The sequence below is a fragment of the Bacillus cabrialesii genome (assembly GCF_004124315.2).
Taxonomy (GTDB): domain Bacteria; phylum Bacillota; class Bacilli; order Bacillales; family Bacillaceae; genus Bacillus; species Bacillus cabrialesii.
The window spans coordinates 2,819,824-2,839,592 of the sequence record NZ_CP096889.1 but is presented as its reverse complement, the minus strand read 5'-3'; the positions used below and the strand labels follow the sequence as shown (position 1 = coordinate 2,839,592).

The following is a 19,769-nucleotide window of genomic DNA, read 5'->3' as shown; positions in this document are numbered from 1 at the left end:
GTCCCTTGTATAAGGGGCGGGTTTTTTTTATTTTCCAAAGACATATGACGGTTTGTTTACATAAAAGGAGGATGCAAAATGGAAGAAAAGCTAAAACAGCTGGAACAAGAAGCTTTAGAACAAGTAGAAGCGGCAAGCTCATTAAAGGTTGTCAATGATATTCGGGTGCAATATCTCGGAAAAAAAGGGCCGATTACAGAAGTGCTGCGCGGAATGGGCAAACTTTCTGCTGAGGAACGTCCGAAAATGGGTGCGCTCGCGAACGAAGTAAGAGAGCGTATCGCCAATGCGATTGCTGTCAAAAACGAGAAGCTTGAAGAAGAAGAAATGAAGCAGAAGCTTGCGGGACAAACAATCGACGTCACTCTGCCGGGGAACCCTGTCGCAGTCGGCGGCCGCCATCCGCTCACAGTTGTCATTGAAGAAATTGAAGATTTATTTATCGGTATGGGCTACACAGTCGAGGAAGGCCCCGAGGTTGAAACGGATTATTACAATTTCGAATCGCTTAACCTGCCGAAAGAACACCCTGCGCGCGATATGCAGGACAGCTTTTACATCACAGAGGAAACTCTGATGAGAACGCAAACTTCTCCTGTTCAGACACGGACGATGGAAAAGCATGAGGGCAAAGGGCCTGTTAAAATCATTTGCCCGGGTAAAGTGTACCGCCGCGATAACGATGATGCGACGCACTCTCACCAATTTATGCAAATTGAAGGGCTTGTCGTCGACAAAAACATCAGCATGAGTGATTTAAAAGGAACGCTTGAACTCGTTGCGAAAAAAATGTTCGGGCAAGACCGCGAAATCAGACTTCGCCCAAGCTTTTTCCCGTTTACTGAGCCTTCAGTAGAAGTGGACGTGACATGCTTTAAATGCGGAGGAAACGGCTGCTCAGTATGTAAAGGAACAGGCTGGATTGAAATTCTCGGCGCCGGCATGGTTCACCCGAACGTGCTAAAAATGGCTGGCTTTGATCCGAAGGAATATCAAGGCTTCGCATTCGGAATGGGTGTTGAGCGAATCGCGATGCTGAAATACGGCATTGATGATATCCGCCACTTCTATACAAACGATGTCAGATTTATTTCGCAGTTTAAACAGGCGTAAGAGGAGGATGCTAGGATGTTTGTTTCTTATAAATGGTTAGAAGATTATGTTGATATAAAAGGCATGGACCCGGCTGTTCTTGCTGAGAAAATTACAAGAGCCGGCATTGAGGTTGAAGGAATTGAATACAAAGGAGAGGGCATCAAAGGCGTTGTCATCGGACATGTGCTGGAGCGCGAGCAGCATCCGAATGCTGATAAGCTGAATAAGTGCCTTGTGGATATCGGAGCGGAAGCACCTGTACAAATCATTTGCGGCGCGCCGAATGTGGATAAAGGGCAAAAAGTCGCAGTTGCAACAGTCGGAGCAGTGCTGCCGGGCAATTTCAAAATCAAAAAAGCAAAGCTTCGCGGTGAAGAATCAAACGGCATGATCTGTTCTTTACAGGAGCTTGGCATTGAAAGCAAGCTTGTGGCGAAAGAGTATGCGGAAGGCATTTTCGTATTCCCGAATGACGCTGAAACAGGAAGCGATGCCTTAGCGGCTTTACAGCTTGACGATGCGATTCTTGAGCTTGGTTTAACGCCAAACCGAGCGGATGCCATGAACATGCTTGGAGTTGCTTACGAAGTTGCGGCGATTTTAGACACAGAGGTAAAACTTCCGCAAACGGATTATCCGGCTGCTTCTGAACAAGCGTCTGACTACATCACTGTCAAAATAGAAGATCAGGAAGCAAACCCGCTGTATGCTGCAAAAATCATTAAAAACGTCACGATCGCTCCGTCACCGCTTTGGATGCAGACGAAGCTGATGAACGCAGGCATCCGCCCGCACAACAACGTCGTTGACATCACAAACTTTGTCCTATTGGAATACGGACAGCCGCTTCACGCGTTTGATTATGACAGATTCGGCTCCAAGGAAGTCGTAGTAAGAAAAGCAGCTGAAAATGAAATGATCGTAACCCTTGATGATCAAGAACGCAAACTGTCTGCCGATCATCTTGTCATTACGAACGGAACGAAAGCGCAAGCCGTTGCCGGTGTCATGGGAGGAGCAGAGTCAGAAGTTCAGGAAGATACGAAAACGATTTTGCTTGAGGCAGCCTATTTCAATGGGCAGACGGTTCGCAAGGCTTCCAAAGATCTTGGTTTAAGAAGTGAATCAAGTGTCAGATTTGAAAAAGGCATTGATCCGGCGCGTGTACGTCTTGCAGCAGAACGGGCTGCACAGCTGATTCATCTGTATGCCGGCGGTGAAGTGCTCACTGGAACGGTTGAAGAAGATCACCTGACAATCGAAGCGAATAACATTCATGTATCTGCTGACAAAGTGAGCAGCGTTCTCGGCATGACAATCAGCAAAGAAGAACTCATCAGCATTTACAAGCGTCTTGGTTTTACTGTCGGTGAAGCGAATGATCTTCTCGTTGTGACAGTACCATCACGCCGCGGTGACATTACAATCGAAGAGGATTTAATTGAAGAAGCGGCAAGACTGTACGGCTATGATAACATTCCGTCTACGCTTCCTGAGACAGCGGGAACAACAGGCGGATTAACGCCATATCAGGCAAAACGCCGTAAAGTCAGACGTTTTCTTGAAGGCGCAGGCTTGTCACAAGCTATCACTTACTCACTGACAAATGAGAAAAAAGCGGCAGCGTTTGCGATCGAAAAATCCCTGAACACTGTGCTTGCGCTTCCAATGAGTGAAGAAAGAAGCATTCTCAGACACAGTCTTGTTCCGAATCTGCTTGAATCCGTTTCTTACAACCTGGCGAGACAGACTGACTCAGTCGCACTGTATGAAGTCGGCTCCGTTTTCCTGACGAAGGAAGAGGACACAAAACCTGTCGAAACAGAACGCGTGGCAGGAGCTGTTACCGGATTATGGCGCAAGCAGCTGTGGCAAGGCGAGAAAAAACCGGTTGATTTCTTTGTCGTCAAAGGAATTGTGGAAGGGCTGTTAGACAAACTGAACGTTCTCGACAGCATTGAATTTGTTCAGTCTGAACGCAAACAGCTGCACCCGGGCAGAACAGCGAACATTCTGTTGAATGGTTCTCTTATCGGCTTCATCGGCCAAGTCCATCCTTCATTGGAAAAAGAATTGGATATAAAAGAAACATACGTGTTTGAGCTTGATCTTCATGCACTGCTCGCAGCGGAAACAGCGCCGCTTGTTTACACGGCGATTCCAAAATATCCGTCTGTGACACGTGATATCGCGCTTGTCACAGATAAATCCGTCACAAGCGGCCAGCTTGAGAGCGTCATTAAAGAGGCTGGAGGCAAGCTTCTGAAAGAAGTATCTGTCTTTGACGTATACGAAGGCGAGCATATGGAGGAAGGCAAAAAATCAGTCGCTTTCTCACTCCAGTATGTCAACCCTGAACAAACGCTGACAGAAGAAGAAGTGACAAAAGCGCATAGCAAAGTGCTGAAAGCGTTAGAAGACACATATCAGGCTGTTTTGAGAGGCTGATAAAAAAGCTTGCAGATTTCTCTGCAAGCTTTTTTCTATGAACGTTTTTTATCAGCAAGGCGCTGCGCTTTTTGCGTATTGGCAAAGTGGAGTTTTGTAAAGGTTCTGAGAGCGGAGGCCCCTTTTTGAAGGATCAGCTTGGCGGCCGCTTCATCCACGTGCGGGCCGGCCCCTTTCGGAAGTGTCATTCCTGCCTCGCGTGACAGTTTATCCATTTCCATTAAAAATGAATATCTCGCAATGATGGAAGCAGCGGCGACTGACAGGTGGATGCCTTCAGCCTTTGTGCTGAAATAGGTCCGCTCCTTCACAATGTCTCTGCCCTTTAAATGATTGAAGTAGACGCCGGGCTCAGCGAATTGGTCAATCAAAATGGCCTCAGGCTTTACCCCGTCCATTTTTCTTAACAAATGGGTGATGGCTTGATTGTGCAGCAAAGCTTTCATTTTCCCTTGGCTCATGCCTTTTTCCTGCATGCTGTTGTACTTTTCATTCTTTAAAACCAGCAGGCTGTACGGAATGGTTTTGATCAGGTTTCGGGCGATCTCAATGATTTGCGGATCCTTTAAGTCTTTAGAATCCTTTACACCGAGTTCCTTCATTAAAGGAAGCATAGTTTTGTCAACGTACGCGCATACAACCGTCATCGGGCCAAAGTAATCTCCGGTTCCGACCTCATCAGAGCCGATAACAGACATTCCGGCGATATCTGCCGGAGGCGCATAGCGGGGATCAGCCGGCTTTTTTGCCGTTTTCTTCTTTTCCTGCGGCTCTGCTGTCCCCCAGCGCGCGGATTCTGCGGCTGCGTTTTTGCCTTGAAACAAAACCTTGCCGGATTTATATGCTGTAATGGTACAGCCTGGCGGTTTCGCCTGAAAAACGGCTCCCTGCGGAACAGAGGCAGTAAGCGAACCGCTGTACGTCATTTTCATTTGGTCAATAGCAGACAACGATACTTTTATCACAGAATGGGACACGTAATAATCTCCTTTTTTTACACTTTTCGCTGTATATACCAGTGTATCATAACAGCGGGAGGCTCGTCTTTCCATTCATTTAATAAACGTGTTATGATAAGAACTAGGATTCTCACGGAATGGAGGAGAAGCGTTGTCTGACGGCAAAAAAACAAAAACAACCGTTGACATTTACGGCCAGCACTTCACGATTGTCGGTGAAGAAAGCAGAGCCCATATGAGGTATGTCGCCGGAATTGTTGATGATAAAATGAGAGAAATCAATGAAAAAAATCCATACCTTGATATAAATAAACTTGCAGTGCTGACAGCGGTAAATGTGGTACACGATTATGTCAAATTACAAGAGAAATATGAGAAACTGGAGCGTCAGCTTAAAGAAAAGGATTGAACAACCATGCTAGATATCATCATCTTAATCTTGCTCCTGATGGGGACTTTACTGGGGTTAAAACGCGGTTTTATCCTGCAGTTCATTCGCTTGACGAGCTTTATTTTATCAATAGCCTTTGCGGCTTTATTCTATAAAAATGTGGCGCCGCATTTAAAATGGATTCCCGCACCCGACTTTTCAGCGGGACAGCCGGCTCTTTCTTTTTTTACGGGAAATTTAGAAGCGGCCTATTATAATGCGATTGCGTTTATCGTTTTATTTATCATCGCCAAAATCTTACTGAGAATCATCGGCTCATTCCTAAGTATTGTAGCCAGTATTCCGGTGATTAAACAAATCAACCAGGTGCTGGGCGCCGTTCTCGGTTTTCTGGAAGTCTATTTATTTACATTTGTGCTTCTGTATGTCGCATCCGTGCTTCCGGTAGATGCTTTGCAGCAAATGATGGGGCAATCGTCTCTGGCAAATGTGATCATTCACCATACGCCGTATTTGTCAGGGCTTATAGAAGAGCTGTGGACACAGTACGGGGCATAAAAAACTTCTCTTGTCCGGAGAAGTTTTTTTCAAGTATGATGGAAACATATGTGAACGTCTGGGGGTTATGATATGCATAAAAAAGATATTATCCGGCTGCTTGAAACCATTGCAGTCTACATGGAACTCAAAGGGGACAACCCGTTTAAAGTATCCGCATTCCGAAAAGCAGCGGCAGCCCTGGAACAGGATGACCGCAGTTTATCAGAAATGGACGATATGATGTCGCTGTCCGGCATTGGAAAAGGAACGTACAGCGTCATTAAAGAGTATATAGATGAAGGAAAGTCAAGCACGCTCGAATCGCTGCAGAAAGAAGTACCGGAAGGACTCGTGCCTTTATTGAAGCTGCCGGGGCTTGGCGGCAAAAAAATCGCAAAGCTGTATAAAGAGCTCGGCGTACATGATGCTGAATCTCTGAAGGAAGCCTGTGAACAGCAAAAGGTGCAAGGTCTTGCGGGCTTTGGCAAAAAATCAGAAGAAAAAATATTACAGGCGCTCGGAGAAGCTGGAAAACAGCCTGAACGGTTTCCGATCGGCTATGCCCTCCGGATCGCCCGGGACATTGAAGAGCATCTTTCACAATTTACGGATATCATTAAATTTTCCCGTGCCGGAAGTCTTCGCAGGGCGAGGGAAACGGTGAAGGATCTCGATTATATCATTGCCACTGATCACCCGGCTGATGTAAGAGAGCAGCTTCTTGCGCTGCCAAACATCAAAAGCGTGATCGCGAGCGGGGATACGAAGGTGTCTGTCATCCTTTCCTTTGACTATGAAACAAGCGTTGATTTCCGTCTTGTGACGGAAGAGCAGTTTCCGACCACACTTCATCATTTTACAGGATCAAAGGACCACAACATTAGAATGCGCCAAATCGCGAAAGATCGCGGCGAGCGGATCAGTGAATACGGCGTCGAGACAGTTGAAACAGGCGACATCAAAACATTCCCGAGTGAACGTGAATTTTATGCGCACTTCGGCCTGCCGCTGATTCCGCCGGAACTCCGTGAAAGCGGGCAAGAAGTGGAAACCTACAGCGACAGCATTGAACTGATAGAGCCTGGGCAAATCAAAGGAGATCTCCACATGCACTCGACGTGGAGCGATGGCGCCTTTTCGATCAGAGAGATGGCTGAAGCATGCATGAAAAAAGGCTATCAATACATGGCGATCACAGATCACTCGCAATATTTAAAGGTCGCTAACGGGCTGACTGCAGAAAGACTCAAGCAGCAGGCAAAAGAAATTGATGCGCTGAATGCTGAGTTCGAGAATTTCCGGATCTTAAAAGGCGTCGAGATGGACATCCTTCCTGACGGCACGCTTGATTATGATGACGACGTGCTGGCGGAAATGGATATCGTCATTGCATCGATTCATTCCAGCTTTAATCAGCCGGAACACGTGATTATGAAACGGCTTGAAACGGCACTGGCCAACAAGCATGTTGACATTATCGCACATCCGACTGGACGCCTGATCGGCAGACGGGCCGGTTACGAAATCGATATTGATAAGCTGATAGAGCTTGCGAAGAAAACCAATACGGCGCTTGAACTTAACGCCAACCCTGCGCGCCTCGATCTGCGCACTGAACATTTAATCAAAGCAAACGAACAAGGGGTTACATTGGTAATCAATACCGATGCCCATAATATTGACATGTTAGACGATATGAAAACCGGCGTTACTGCCGCGCGCAAAGGATGGACGGAAACGAAAAACGTCCTGAATGCCCGGTCGCTCGAAGACGTAGAGGCATTCCTCAAGCGCAACGATTAAGTAAGGAGGCTCACACAATCGTGCAGCAAAAAGTATTATCAGCTCTTGAATTTCATAAAGTGAAAGAACAGGTTATTGAGCATGCAGCTTCATCGCTCGGCAAAGAAATGCTACTTGAGCTTAAGCCTTCTGCTTCTATAGACGAAATCAAAAAACAGCTGGATGAAGTAGACGAAGCTTCTGCCATTATCCGGCTGAGAGGCCAGGCGCCATTTGGCGGCCTTGCTGATATCAGAGGTGCGTTAAGACGGGCGGAAATCGGCAGCATTCTCAGTCCCTCAGAATTCACTGAAATCTCAGGCCTGCTTTATGCAGTTAAACAAATGAAACATTTTATCAGCCAAATGGCTGAAGACGGGGTGGACATTCCGCTGATCCATCAGCATGCTGAACAGCTTATCACTCTGACCGATTTAGAGCGGGACATTAATTCCTGCATCGATGATCACGGAGAAGTGCTTGATCATGCGTCGGAAACATTAAGAGGAATCCGCACACAGCTCAGAACACTCGAATCGAGAATCAGAGACCGGTTAGAGTCAATGCTGCGGTCCTCCTCGGCTTCAAAAATGCTATCTGATACGATCGTCACGATTCGGAATGACCGTTTTGTGATCCCGGTCAAACAAGAGTACAGATCAAGCTACGGAGGAATTGTGCATGACACTTCTTCCTCAGGCGCGACACTGTTCATTGAACCGCAGGCGATTGTAGATATGAACAATTCCCTTCAGCAGGCGAAAGTGAAAGAAAAACAAGAAATTGAACGGATTTTACGCGTGCTGACAGAGAAAACGGCTGAGCACACAGAGGAGCTATTTCAAGATTTGCACATACTGCAGACACTTGACTTTATTTTTGCAAAAGCAAGATATGCAAAAGCGCTCAAAGCGACAAAACCGATCATGAACGACAACGGCTTTGTTCGTTTGAAAAAAGCCCGCCACCCATTGCTTCCGCCTGATCAGGTGGTTGCCAATGACATCGAGCTTGGCGGCGATTTTTCAACCATTGTCATTACAGGGCCAAACACCGGGGGGAAAACAGTCACCCTTAAAACGTTAGGCCTGTTAACCTTGATGGCGCAATCCGGCCTCCATATTCCTACAGACGAAGGGTCAGAAGCAGCGGTATTTGAGCATGTGTTTGCTGATATCGGCGATGAACAGTCGATTGAGCAAAGCTTAAGTACGTTTTCATCCCATATGGTGAACATTGTCGGCATTTTAGAACAGGTCAATGAAAACAGCCTTGTGCTCTTCGATGAGCTGGGCGCAGGGACAGACCCGCAGGAAGGGGCGGCCCTCGCCATGAGCATTTTGGATGACGTGCATCGCACCAATGCTAGAGTGTTAGCCACGACGCATTACCCGGAATTGAAGGCGTACGGCTATAACAGAGAAGGCGTCATGAATGCCAGCGTCGAATTTGACATTGAAACGCTGTCGCCGACCTATAAACTTTTAATTGGTGTTCCGGGGCGAAGCAACGCCTTCGAGATTTCAAAACGCCTTGGGCTCCCTGACCATATCATCGGGCAGGCGAAGTCAGAAATGACGGCCGAGCACAACGAAGTCGATACGATGATTGCGTCGCTGGAACAAAGCAAAAAACGCGCGGAAGAAGAGCTTTCTGAGACAGAATCAATCAGAAAAGAAGCAGAAAAGCTGCATAAAGAGCTGCAGCAGCAAATCATCGAACTCAACAGCAAAAAAGACAAAATGCTCGAGGAAGCTGAACAGCAAGCGGCTGAAAAAGTAAAAGCGGCAACGAAAGAAGCCGAAGACATCATTCATGAATTGCGTTCAATAAAAGAAGAACACAAATCCTTCAAGGATCACGAGCTGATCAACGCGAAGAAACGGTTAGAAGGCGCAATGCCGGCTTTTGAAAAATCCAAGAAACCGGAAAAACCAAAAACGCAAAAACGCGATTTGAAGCCAGGTGATGAGGTGAAAGTCCTCACCTTCGGGCAAAAAGGAACACTGCTCGAAAAAACCGGCGGCAATGAATGGAATGTTCAAATCGGCATTTTAAAAATGAAAGTAAAAGAAAAAGACCTGGAGTTTATGAAATCAGCTCCGGAACCAAAAAAAGAAAAAATCATCACGGCGGTTAAAGGAAAGGACTACCATGTATCGCTTGAGCTCGATCTTCGCGGCGAACGCTATGAAAATGCTCTCAGTCGTGTTGAAAAATACTTGGATGATGCGGTGTTAGCCGGGTATCCAAGAGTGTCAATCATCCACGGAAAAGGAACCGGCGCTCTAAGAAAAGGCGTGCAGGATCTTCTGAAAAACCACCGCAGCGTCAAAAGCTCCCGTTTCGGTGAAGCAGGTGAGGGAGGATCAGGCGTTACGGTTGTTGAACTAAAATAAAAGGGAGTATGGCCATGAGTGATTTTTGGGAAAACGAGCTTGTGGAAATCGCGGCATATTACAGTGTCGCGGTTCTCTGCCTCGTCCTCTTTTTGACTGTGTTTGAGCTGGTGACGGCTTATAAAAACTGGGAAGAGATTCAAAAAGGAAATCTTGCGGTGGCAATGGCGACCGGCGGAAAAATTTTAGGAATCGCAAACGTATTTCAGCATTCCATCTCCCAGCACAATTCTCTGCTGCAAATGATTGGCTGGGGCGTGTACGGGTTTGTAATGCTTCTGATCAGCTACTTTATTTTTGAGTTTTTGACTCCGCGGTTTAAAATTGATCAGGAAATCGAGAATGATAACCGGGCTGTCGGCTTTATTTCATTTGTCATTTCTGTCGGGCTTTCATTTGTGGTGGCAGCCGGAATATAAGGGGACGGAGAATAGATGGAAAAGCTTGCAAAAGTACTGCTCGCCGCGGCGGGAATCTTTATGTTAATTGGTCTTATATATCTGTTCGTATCATGAGAAAAAGAAAGATTTACCTTTCTTTTTCTTTTTTTTGCCTTCCATCTGCTATAATGATAGGGTGGAACTCTAAAACCGAAAGGGGAGGTTTTATGCAGTCTCAAAAGCCGTGGCTTGCCGAGTATCCCGACGATATCCCGCATGAGCTTCCGTTACCGACCAAAACCCTGCAATCCATCCTGACAGACTCCGCCGCTCAATTCCCTGACAAAACCGCAATATCTTTTTATGGAAAAAAACTCACCTTTCATGACATTCTGACGGATGCTCTTAAACTCGCAGCTTTTTTGCAGGACATTGGCCTGCAAAAAGGAGACAGAGTGGCTGTCATGCTGCCCAATTGCCCGCAATCGGTCATCTCTTATTATGGCGTCTTGTTTGCCGGCGGCATTGTGGTGCAGACGAATCCGCTTTATACTGAGCATGAGCTTGAATACCAGCTGAGAGATGCTGAGGCGAGCGTGATCATCACCTTAGATTTGCTTTTCCCGAAGGCAATAAAAATGAAAACGTTGTCAATCGTGGATCAGATTTTGATAACCAGCGTCAAAGACTATTTGCCTTTTCCGAAGAATATTCTTTACCCGCTGACACAAAAACAAAAAGTGCACATTGATTTTGACAAAAAAGATCATATCCACACGTTCGCCTCCAGCATAAAGCAGGAAAACATTGAACTTCTGACAATCCCAAAGATCGATCCTGAACATGATATTGCTGTCCTCCAGTATACCGGAGGAACAACGGGGGCACCCAAAGGAGTTATGCTTACGCATCAAAATATTTTAGCCAATACGGATATGTGCGCCGCTTGGATGTACGATGTGAAAAAAGGCGCTGAGAAGGTGCTTGGCATCGTCCCGTTTTTTCATGTCTACGGACTGACGGCAGTAATGAATTATTCGATTAAACTAGGCTTCGAAATGATTCTTCTTCCTAAATTTGATCCGCTTCAAACGCTCAAAATCATCGACAAACAAAAACCGACGCTCTTTCCAGGCGCGCCAACAATTTATATCGGCCTTTTGCATCATCCCGAATTACAGCATTATGATCTGTCATCCATTAAAAGCTGTCTTAGCGGATCAGCCGCGCTGCCTGTGGAGGTAAAGCAGAAATTTGAAAAGGTGACTGGCGGAAAGCTTGTGGAAGGCTACGGATTGTCTGAGGCATCACCAGTGACGCACGCCAATTTTATCTGGGGGAAAAACAAGCCGGGCAGTATCGGCTGTCCTTGGCCGGGTACGGACGCAGCGATCTATTCTGAAGAGACGGGTGAGCTTGCCGCTCCGTATGAGCATGGAGAAATCATTGTGAAAGGCCCGCAAGTCATGAAAGGATATTGGAATAAACCGGAGGAAACCGCCTCTGTACTAAGAGATGGCTGGCTGTTCACCGGAGACATGGGTTATATGGATGAAGAGGGCTTTTTCTATATTGCCGACAGGAAGAAGGACATCATCATCGCAGGCGGCTATAATATTTACCCGCGTGAAGTAGAAGAAGTGCTGTATGAACATGAAGCCATCCAGGAAATTGTCGTTGCGGGTGTGCCCGATTCCTACAGGGGAGAAACAGTAAAAGCATTTGTCGTGTTAAAGAAAGATGCAAAAGCCGATGCAGAGGAACTGGATGCTTTTGCGAGATCCCGCCTTGCTCCCTATAAGGTGCCGAAAGCCTATGAGTTCAGAAAAGAGCTGCCGAAAACGGCGGTCGGAAAAATTTTAAGAAGGCGTTTACTTGAAGAAGAAGCCGAAGATCACCTTATCAAATAACAAATGGCCAAAGAAAAAGAGAATACCTGTGAATAAACTTGACAAAGCCGAAAATCCTTTTTATCATGAAATTATGAATGAATAGTCATTCATTTCTATAGGAAGGAACGATGAACATTGAAGCAAAAACGGCCAAAGTATATGCAGATTATTGATGCAGCAGTAGAAGTCATTGCGGAAAACGGCTACCACCAGTCACAGGTATCCAAAATTGCCAAACAAGCCGGGGTAGCGGACGGCACCATCTATCTCTATTTCAAAAACAAAGAAGACATTTTAATTTCTCTTTTCAAAGAAAAAATGGGCCAATTTATTGAGCGGATGGAAGAGGACATAAAAGAAAAGACGACAGCGAAAGAGAAACTGGCGCTTGTGATTTCAAAGCATTTTTCCCTTTTAGCGGATGATCATAATCTCGCGATTGTCACTCAGCTTGAGCTTCGCCAGTCCAACTTGGAGCTGCGCCAGAAAATCAATGAAATATTAAAAGGCTACTTAAATATTTTGGATAGTATTTTGACGGAAGGCATACAATCAGGTGAATTAAAAGAAGGCCTCGATGTCCGTCTCGCCCGGCAGATGATTTTTGGAACGATTGACGAAACCGTGACAACTTGGGTGATGAATGACCAAAAGTACGATCTCGCTGCCTTGTCAGACAGCGTTTTAGAATTGTTGGTGTCCGGAATTCACAAATAGTAAAGGGGTTCTGTGTCCTATGAATGCAATATCACTTGCAGTTGATCAATTTGTGGCAGTCTTGACGATTCACAATCCGCCGGCAAATGCGCTTTCCAGCCGGATATTAGAGGAGCTGTCCTCCTGTCTTGAACAATGTGAGACAGACGCAGGCGTGCGAAGCATCATTATTCACGGTGAGGGAAGATTTTTCTCAGCCGGCGCTGATATTAAAGAGTTTACATCGCTTAAAGGGAATGAGGATTCCTCACTGCTGGCTGAGCGCGGCCAGCAGCTGATGGAAAGAATTGAAGGTTTCCCAAAACCGATTATCGCGGCGATACATGGCGCTGCTCTTGGCGGCGGGCTGGAGCTTGCGATGGCTTGTCATATCAGAATCGCGGCAGAAGACGCCAAGCTGGGACTCCCGGAGCTTAACCTCGGTATCATTCCGGGTTTTGCGGGTACACAGCGCCTTCCGAGATATATCGGCACAGCCAAAGCGCTAGAGCTCATCGGATCAGGAGAACCGATATCCGGAAAAGAAGCGCTTGATCTCGGACTTGTGTCAATTGGAGCAAAGGATGAAGCAGAAGTGCTTGAAAAAGCAAAAGCACTTGCCGCTAAGTTTGCGGAAAAAAGCCCGCAAACGCTGGCATCTCTGCTTGAACTTCTTTATTCAAACAAGGTGTATTCCTATGAAGGCAGCTTAAAGCTTGAAGCAAAACGGTTTGGAGAAGCATTTGAGTCAGAGGACGCCAGGGAAGGCATCCAGGCATTTCTCGAAAAAAGAAAGCCTCAGTTCAAAGGCGAATAAAAGGGGATATGATCATGAATCTATTTGTACTGATGAAACGGACGTTTGACACAGAAGAAAAAATCGTCATTGAAGCAGGAAAGATTCAGGATGACGGAGCGGAATGGATCATTAATCCATACGACGAGTACGCGATAGAAGAAGCCATCCAGCTGAAGGAAAAGCACGGCGGCACGATCACCGCCGTCACTGTCGGCGGCGAAGAAGCGGAGAAGGAGTTGCGCACTGCGCTTGCCATGGGATGTGACCAAGCCGTTTTAATCAACATAGAAGATGATCTCGAAGAACCCGACCAATATTCCATTTCTCAAGTTTTATACCACTATATGAAGGATCGGGAGTTTGATTTGATTCTCGGCGGAAATGTCGCCATTGACGGAGGATCAGGACAAGTGGCGCCTCGGCTTGCCGAGCTTCTGGACATTCCGTGCATCACGACGATCACCAAACTCGAAATCAACGGCACTGATGCGGAAGCGGAAAGGGACGTCGAAGGGGATGTTGAAAAAATCAAAACGACACTCCCATTGCTTGTCACGGCTCAGCAGGGCTTAAACGAACCGCGCTATCCATCGCTTCCGGGAATTATGAAGGCCAAGAAAAAACCGCTTGAAGAGCTCGAGCTTGATGATCTTGACCTTAATGAAGAGGATGCCGAACCAAAGCTGAAGACCATTGAACGTTTTCTGCCGCCGAAAAAAGAGGCCGGGAAGCTTCTCCAAGGCGAGCCTGCAGAACAGGCAAAAGAGCTCGTCTCATTGCTCCGCAGCGAAGCTAAAGTCATTTAAAGCTTGGACATTCAAAGAAACAGGGGGATGTTAGAATGGGAAAAAAAGTGATCGTACTCGGAGAAATTCGCGACGGAGAATTGCGGAACGTCACCTTTGAAGCAATAGCGGCAGGAAGAACCATTTCTGGCGATGGAGAAGTCGTCGGCGTTCTGATCGGAGAAAATGCACAAAGCGCTGCACAGGAGCTTATCCATTACGGAGCCGATAAAGTACTCACAGCCGAGGATCCGAAGCTGAAAGCATACACGGCAGACGGGTACAGCCAGGTCATGAGGGCCATTATTGACCAAGAAAAGCCGGATTCGGTTATATGCGGGCACACGGCAATGGGCAAGGACCTTTCACCGAAGCTTGCGGCCCGGCTGCAAACAGGTTTAATTTCTGATGTTACGGATGTAAGCGTTACCGGAGAAAATATTGTATTTACAAGGCCAATTTACTCGGGAAAAGCATTTGAACGCGTCATTTCAACCGATCCGATGATTTTTGCAACGATTCGCCCCAATAATATTCAAGCTTCAGAAAAAGATGCCAGCAGGTCGGGGAGTATCGAAAGCGTTGATGTTTCTCTAACTGACCTTCGCACCGTTATCCGGGAGGTCGTGAAAAAAACAGCGGACGGCGTTGATCTCTCCGAAGCAAAAATTATCGTTGCGGGCGGCCGTGGAGTCAAAAGCAAGGAAGGATTTCAGCCGCTGCAGGAGCTCGCCGAGGTGTTGGGAGCCGCAGTCGGAGCTTCTCGCGGAGCGTGCGACGCTGACTATTGCGATTACGCTCTCCAAATCGGCCAGACCGGGAAGGTCGTCACCCCGGATTTGTACATTGCCTGCGGCATTTCCGGCGCTATTCAGCATTTGGCCGGCATGTCAAACAGCAAGGTGATCGTCGCCATCAATAAAGACCCTGAAGCAGATATCTTCAAAATAGCGGATTACGGCATCGTAGGCGATTTATTTGAAGTCGTCCCGCTTTTAACTGAGGAATTCAAACAATTAAATATACACTCGTAAAGAAAACCCCCGGACTGCTGAAGTTCGGGGTTTTTATATTTTTATAATATATACGTACAAATATAAAATTCATGAAAAATATCGTTGACATGTACGAACATGTATAATATGGTTACTTTAAAAGCGCTTACATTCATGCTGACTCCTCAGGCAAAAGACAGATCACATATTTGACTGTGGTGCTTTTCATTTCCGTATGAAAGGAATGATCAGGCATGTCTGAACATCAAGCAGTGATCCAGACAGATATTGTAAAAGGAACCATTAACAAAAATATATACGGTCATTTTGCAGAGCATTTAGGTAGAGGGATTTATGAGGGAATCTGGGTCGGAACGGATTCAAGCATTCCCAACATAAACGGTATACGAAAGGATGTGCTCGAAGCCCTCAAACAGCTGCATATCCCTGTCCTCAGGTGGCCGGGCGGGTGCTTTGCGGACGAATACCATTGGGCAAATGGTGTCGGTGACCGTAAGACGATGCTTAACACGCACTGGGGCGGAACAATTGAATCAAATGAATTCGGAACGCATGAATTTATGATGCTTTGCGAGCTGCTGGAATGCGAGCCTTACATTTGCGGCAATGTCGGAAGCGGAACCGTTCAGGAAATGGCGGAATGGATCGAGTATATGACGTTTAAAGAAGGCACGCCAATGTCAGACTGGAGAAAACAAAACGGAAGAGAGGAGCCCTGGAAGCTGAAATATTTCGGCGTAGGCAATGAAAACTGGGGATGCGGCGGCAACATGCACCCTGAATACTACGCAGATCTGTACCGGCGTTTTCAAACCTATGTCCGCAATTACAGCGGGAATGAAATATATAAAATTGCGGGCGGCGCAAATGTGGATGATTTTAATTGGACGGACGTGCTCATGAAAAAAGCCGCTGGCCTGATGGACGGATTGAGTCTTCATTATTACACGATTCCGGGTGATTTCTGGAAAGGGAAAGGATCAGCAACAGAATTCACAGAGGATGAATGGTTCATTACGATGAAAAAAGCCAAATACATCGATGAATTGATTCAAAAACACGGCACAATTATGGACCGGTACGATCCGGAGCAACGGGTAGGGCTGATCATTGATGAATGGGGCACGTGGTTTGATCCTGAGCCAGGCACGAACCCTGGTTTCCTTTATCAGCAAAACACGATTCGGGATGCACTGGTGGCTGCTTCTCATTTTCACATTTTCCACCAGCATTGCCGCCGGGTGCAAATGACAAACATCGCCCAAACGGTAAACGTTCTTCAAGCTATGATTCTGACTGAGGGAGAGCGGATGCTTTTGACACCGACCTACCATGTATTTGATATGTTTAAGGTACACCAGGACGCTTCTCTTTTAGACACTGAAACAACGTCTGCTGACTATGAATGGAAGGGAGAAACGCTGCCGCAAATCAGTATTTCGGCATCGAAACATGCAGAAGGCGATATCAACATCACAATCTGCAACATCGATCATCAAAACAAAGCGGAGGCTGAAATCGAGCTGAGAGGCCTTCATAAGACAGCGGACCATTCCGGAGTCATTCTCACGGCAGAAAAAATGAATGCGCATAACACGTTTGACGATCCTGATCACGTCAAACCGGAATCCTTCAGCCGATATACGCTTAATAAAAACAAACTGAAAGTAAAGCTGCCGCCAATGTCGGTTGTTTTACTCACACTGCGTGCTGATTCTTAAACGCGCGAGCGCCGGAGTTCCATGCCGGCGCTCTTTTTCATGTTTCAAAACAGCCCCGGGAGGGCATGGTAAAGGTAAATGACAGTGAAGAGGAGATGTTATCCTATGCTTCGTACCATTCTAATGATCATCGGGGCTATTGTGGTGATCGGGGCCATAATCAGATTCGTGTTTTAATCATGTAGATATATCCCATTCAATCCAGATAAAAATGAGTAAACCGATTGTGATCAGGAAAAAATAATTTGTAAGCATTAAAATAGCGTGAACGAATGGGAGATGCTATACTAAAAATCATCATTTCACAATTGGAGGAATTCAATAATGGCTATCGTAAAAGCAACTGATCAATCTTTCTCAGCTGAAACAAGCGAAGGCGTCGTACTGGCTGACTTCTGGGCTCCTTGGTGCGGACCTTGTAAAATGATTGCACCTGTTCTTGAAGAACTAGATCAAGAAATGGGAGACAAACTGAAAATCGTAAAAATCGATGTGGACGAAAACCAAGAAACAGCCGGAAAATACGGCGTGATGAGCATCCCGACACTTCTTGTGTTAAAAGACGGAGAAGTAGTTGAAACTTCTGTCGGCTTCAAACCGAAAGAAGCGCTTGAAGAGCTTATAAACAAACATCTTTAATGTTCGGCTGCTTATGCCAGAGCGATTCCGATTGAGGGATCGCTTTTTTTATTCGCCAATCGTGAAATATAGAGAAAAACAAACGTTCGTGTTAAACTGGAAACAAAGGATTAAACATAAGGAAGGGTACCATATGAACAAACAACTGAAAGAAAAACTCGCCCTCCTTCCCGATCAGCCCGGGTGTTATCTCATGAAGGACCGGCAGCAGACTGTGATCTACGTAGGAAAAGCAAAAGTGCTGAAAAACAGAGTGCGCTCCTACTTCACCGGTTCTCACGATGCGAAAACACAAAGGCTTGTGACGGAAATCGAGGATTTTGAATATATCGTGACGTCCTCCAATCTTGAAGCGCTTATTTTAGAAATGAACCTAATCAAAAAGCATGATCCGAAATATAACGTCATGCTCAAAGACGACAAAACCTATCCTTTCATAAAACTCACCCATGAACGCCACCCAAGGCTGATCGTCACCCGCAATGTCAAAAAAGACAAAGGGCGCTATTTCGGGCCGTACCCGAATGTACAGGCCGCAAGGGAAACAAAAAAATTGCTCGACCGTCTGTATCCTCTCAGAAAATGCTCCAAGCTGCCGGACAGGGTGTGCCTTTACTATCATCTCGGCCAATGTCTCGCTCCGTGTGTAAAGGACATTTCCGAAGAGACGAACAGAGAGCTGGTTGAGAGCATAACCCGTTTCTTAAAGGGCGGCTATAATGAGGTCAAAAAAGAGCTTGAAGAGAAAATGCATGATGCTGCAGAGAATCTTGAATTCGAACGGGCAAAAGAGCTTCGTGACCAAATCGCCCATATTGAATCAACGATGGAAAAACAAAAAATGACGATGAACGATCTAGTCGACCGTGACGTATTCGCCTACGCGTATGATAAGGGCTGGATGTGCGTACAGGTCTTTTTCATCCGCCAAGGAAAGCTTATCGAACGAGATGTCAGCATGTTTCCTCTCTATCAGGAAGCAGATGAGGAGTTCCTTACGTTTATCGGGCAGTTCTATTCAAAAAACAACCACTTCCTTCCTAAGGAAATTTTAGTGCCGGACAGCGTAGATCAATCCATGATTGAGCAGCTGCTGGAAACAAACGTCCACCAGCCGAAGAAAGGCCCGAAAAAAGAACTGCTCATGCTGGCCCATAAAAACGCGAAAATCGCGCTGAAAGAAAAATTCTCCTTGATCGAGCGGGATGAGGAACGTTCCATCGGGGCTGTGCAGAAACTCGGTGAAGCAATGAAAATTTATACGCCTCACAGAATTGAAGCGTTTGATAACTCAAACATACAGGGGACAAATCCGGTTTCCGCAATGATCGTGTTTATTGACGGCAAACCGAACAAAAAGGAATACCGTAAATATAAAATCAAAACCGTTACAGGGCCTGATGATTACGGCTCAATGAGAGAAGTCGTAAGAAGACGCTATACGAGAGTGCTTCGTGAGAACCTGCCGCTGCCTGATCTGATCATCATTGACGGAGGAAAAGGGCAGATCAACGCCGCAAGAGATGTCATTGAAAATGAACTCGGCTTGGATATTCCGATCGCCGGTTTAGCGAAAGACGAAAAACACAGAACCTCAGACTTACTAATCGGGGATCCGCTGGAGGCGGTGTATCTGGAACGAAACAGCCAGGAATTTTACCTTTTGCAGCGCATTCAGGACGAGGTGCACCGTTTTGCGATCAGCTTTCACAGGCAAATCCGCGGAAAAAGCGCGTTTCAATCCGTATTGGACGACATCCCGGGTATCGGAGAGAAAAGAAAGAAAATGCTGCTAAAGCATTTCGGTTCCGTTAAAAAAATGAAGGAAGCAAGCCTTGAGGACATTCAAAAAGCGGGTGTTCCTGCAGCAGCGGCTCAGCTGCTTTACGACAAATTGCAAAAATAATGTTGTCCTTTTAAAAAAGATCTGATAAAATGTGAACTAATTTCATAGTTAGATCGTGTTATATGGTGAAGATAGAGGTGCGAACTTCAAGAGTAAGCCTTTGGAGAAAGATGGATTCTGTGAAAAAGGCTGAAAGGGGAGCGTCGCCGAAGCAAATAAAACCCCATCGGTATTATTTGCTGGCCGTGCATTGAATAAATGTAAGGCTGTCAAGAAATCATTTTCTTGGAGGGCTATCTCGTTGTTCATAATCATTCATGATGATTAATTGATAAGCAATGAGAGCATTTCCTCTCATTGCTTTTTTTATTGTGGACAAAG

General features: G+C 46.1%; 16 protein-coding genes and 1 riboswitch. Of the genes, 15 read left to right on the top strand and 1 reads right to left on the bottom strand.

Annotated features, from left to right (window positions below; all coding sequences use genetic code 11):
- Positions 1-78 precede the first annotated feature (78 nt).
- Both pheS and pheT read left to right on the top strand, forming a co-directional pair.
- A complete protein-coding gene (gene pheS, locus EFK13_RS14550; RefSeq protein WP_040082217.1) occupies positions 79-1,113 on the top strand; it encodes a phenylalanine--tRNA ligase subunit alpha in 1,035 nt (344 codons plus the stop codon).
- 15 nt (positions 1,114-1,128) lie between these two features.
- Positions 1,129-3,543: a phenylalanine--tRNA ligase subunit beta gene (gene pheT, locus EFK13_RS14545; protein WP_129507980.1), complete on the top strand. Its 2,415-nt coding sequence runs from the start codon at positions 1,129-1,131 to the stop codon at positions 3,541-3,543.
- 35 nt (positions 3,544-3,578) lie between these two features.
- Here the strand turns inward: pheT and rnhC are convergent, their stop codons facing one another.
- Positions 3,579-4,520, bottom strand: a complete 942-nt coding sequence (gene rnhC / locus EFK13_RS14540; protein WP_129508064.1) for a ribonuclease HIII — start codon at positions 4,518-4,520, stop codon at positions 3,579-3,581.
- Between the two features lie 133 nt (positions 4,521-4,653).
- Between rnhC and zapA the strand changes: the two genes are divergently transcribed.
- From zapA to uvrC, 13 genes are all read left to right on the top strand, one after another.
- A complete protein-coding gene (gene zapA / locus EFK13_RS14535; RefSeq protein ID WP_003222476.1) occupies positions 4,654-4,911 on the top strand; it encodes a cell division protein ZapA in 258 nt (85 codons plus the stop codon).
- 6 nt (positions 4,912-4,917) lie between these two features.
- Positions 4,918-5,451, top strand: coding sequence for a CvpA family protein (locus EFK13_RS14530; RefSeq protein WP_129507981.1), 534 nt, complete (start codon positions 4,918-4,920; stop codon positions 5,449-5,451).
- A 72-nt stretch (positions 5,452-5,523) separates the two neighbouring features.
- Positions 5,524-7,236 (top strand): DNA polymerase/3'-5' exonuclease PolX, encoded by a 1,713-nt coding sequence (gene polX / locus EFK13_RS14525; protein WP_129507982.1) that lies wholly within the window; start codon positions 5,524-5,526, stop codon positions 7,234-7,236.
- A 20-nt stretch (positions 7,237-7,256) separates the two neighbouring features.
- Positions 7,257-9,614 carry an endonuclease MutS2 gene (locus EFK13_RS14520; protein WP_129507983.1) on the top strand — a complete coding sequence of 786 codons (2,358 nt, stop codon included), beginning with the start codon at positions 7,257-7,259 and terminating at the stop codon, positions 9,612-9,614.
- Between the two features lie 14 nt (positions 9,615-9,628).
- On the top strand, positions 9,629-10,033 hold the full coding sequence (locus tag EFK13_RS14515; protein ID WP_003237674.1) for a DUF350 domain-containing protein: 405 nt from the start codon (positions 9,629-9,631) through the stop codon (positions 10,031-10,033).
- A gap of 188 nt (positions 10,034-10,221) precedes the next feature.
- Entirely contained in the window at positions 10,222-11,904 is a 1,683-nt protein-coding gene (gene lcfA, locus EFK13_RS14510; RefSeq protein ID WP_129507984.1) for a long-chain-fatty-acid--CoA ligase LcfA, read from the top strand.
- 117 nt (positions 11,905-12,021) lie between these two features.
- Entirely contained in the window at positions 12,022-12,603 is a 582-nt protein-coding gene (fadR, locus tag EFK13_RS14505) for a fatty acid metabolism transcriptional regulator FadR (protein WP_064814462.1), read from the top strand.
- A gap of 19 nt (positions 12,604-12,622) precedes the next feature.
- Complete coding sequence (locus EFK13_RS14500) at positions 12,623-13,399, top strand: enoyl-CoA hydratase (RefSeq protein ID WP_129507985.1); 777 nt, start codon at positions 12,623-12,625, stop codon at positions 13,397-13,399.
- A gap of 14 nt (positions 13,400-13,413) precedes the next feature.
- Positions 13,414-14,187: an electron transfer flavoprotein subunit beta gene (gene etfB, locus EFK13_RS14495; RefSeq protein ID WP_129507986.1), complete on the top strand. Its 774-nt coding sequence runs from the start codon at positions 13,414-13,416 to the stop codon at positions 14,185-14,187.
- A 35-nt stretch (positions 14,188-14,222) separates the two neighbouring features.
- On the top strand, positions 14,223-15,200 hold the full coding sequence (gene etfA / locus EFK13_RS14490) for an electron transfer flavoprotein subunit alpha (RefSeq protein WP_129507987.1): 978 nt from the start codon (positions 14,223-14,225) through the stop codon (positions 15,198-15,200).
- Positions 15,201-15,415: 215 nt separating this feature from the next.
- Positions 15,416-16,903: an alpha-L-arabinofuranosidase AbfB gene (gene abfB, locus EFK13_RS14485; RefSeq protein ID WP_129507988.1), complete on the top strand. Its 1,488-nt coding sequence runs from the start codon at positions 15,416-15,418 to the stop codon at positions 16,901-16,903.
- Between the two features lie 324 nt (positions 16,904-17,227).
- The gene (gene trxA / locus EFK13_RS14480) at positions 17,228-17,542 is read left to right on the top strand and encodes a thioredoxin (RefSeq protein WP_064814457.1); all 315 of its coding nucleotides are present in this window, start codon (positions 17,228-17,230) and stop codon (positions 17,540-17,542) included.
- A 133-nt stretch (positions 17,543-17,675) separates the two neighbouring features.
- Complete coding sequence (gene uvrC, locus EFK13_RS14475) at positions 17,676-19,448, top strand: excinuclease ABC subunit UvrC (protein WP_129507989.1); 1,773 nt, start codon at positions 17,676-17,678, stop codon at positions 19,446-19,448.
- 64 nt (positions 19,449-19,512) lie between these two features.
- Positions 19,513-19,692, top strand: a riboswitch (Lysine riboswitch).
- Positions 19,693-19,769 lie beyond the last annotated feature (77 nt).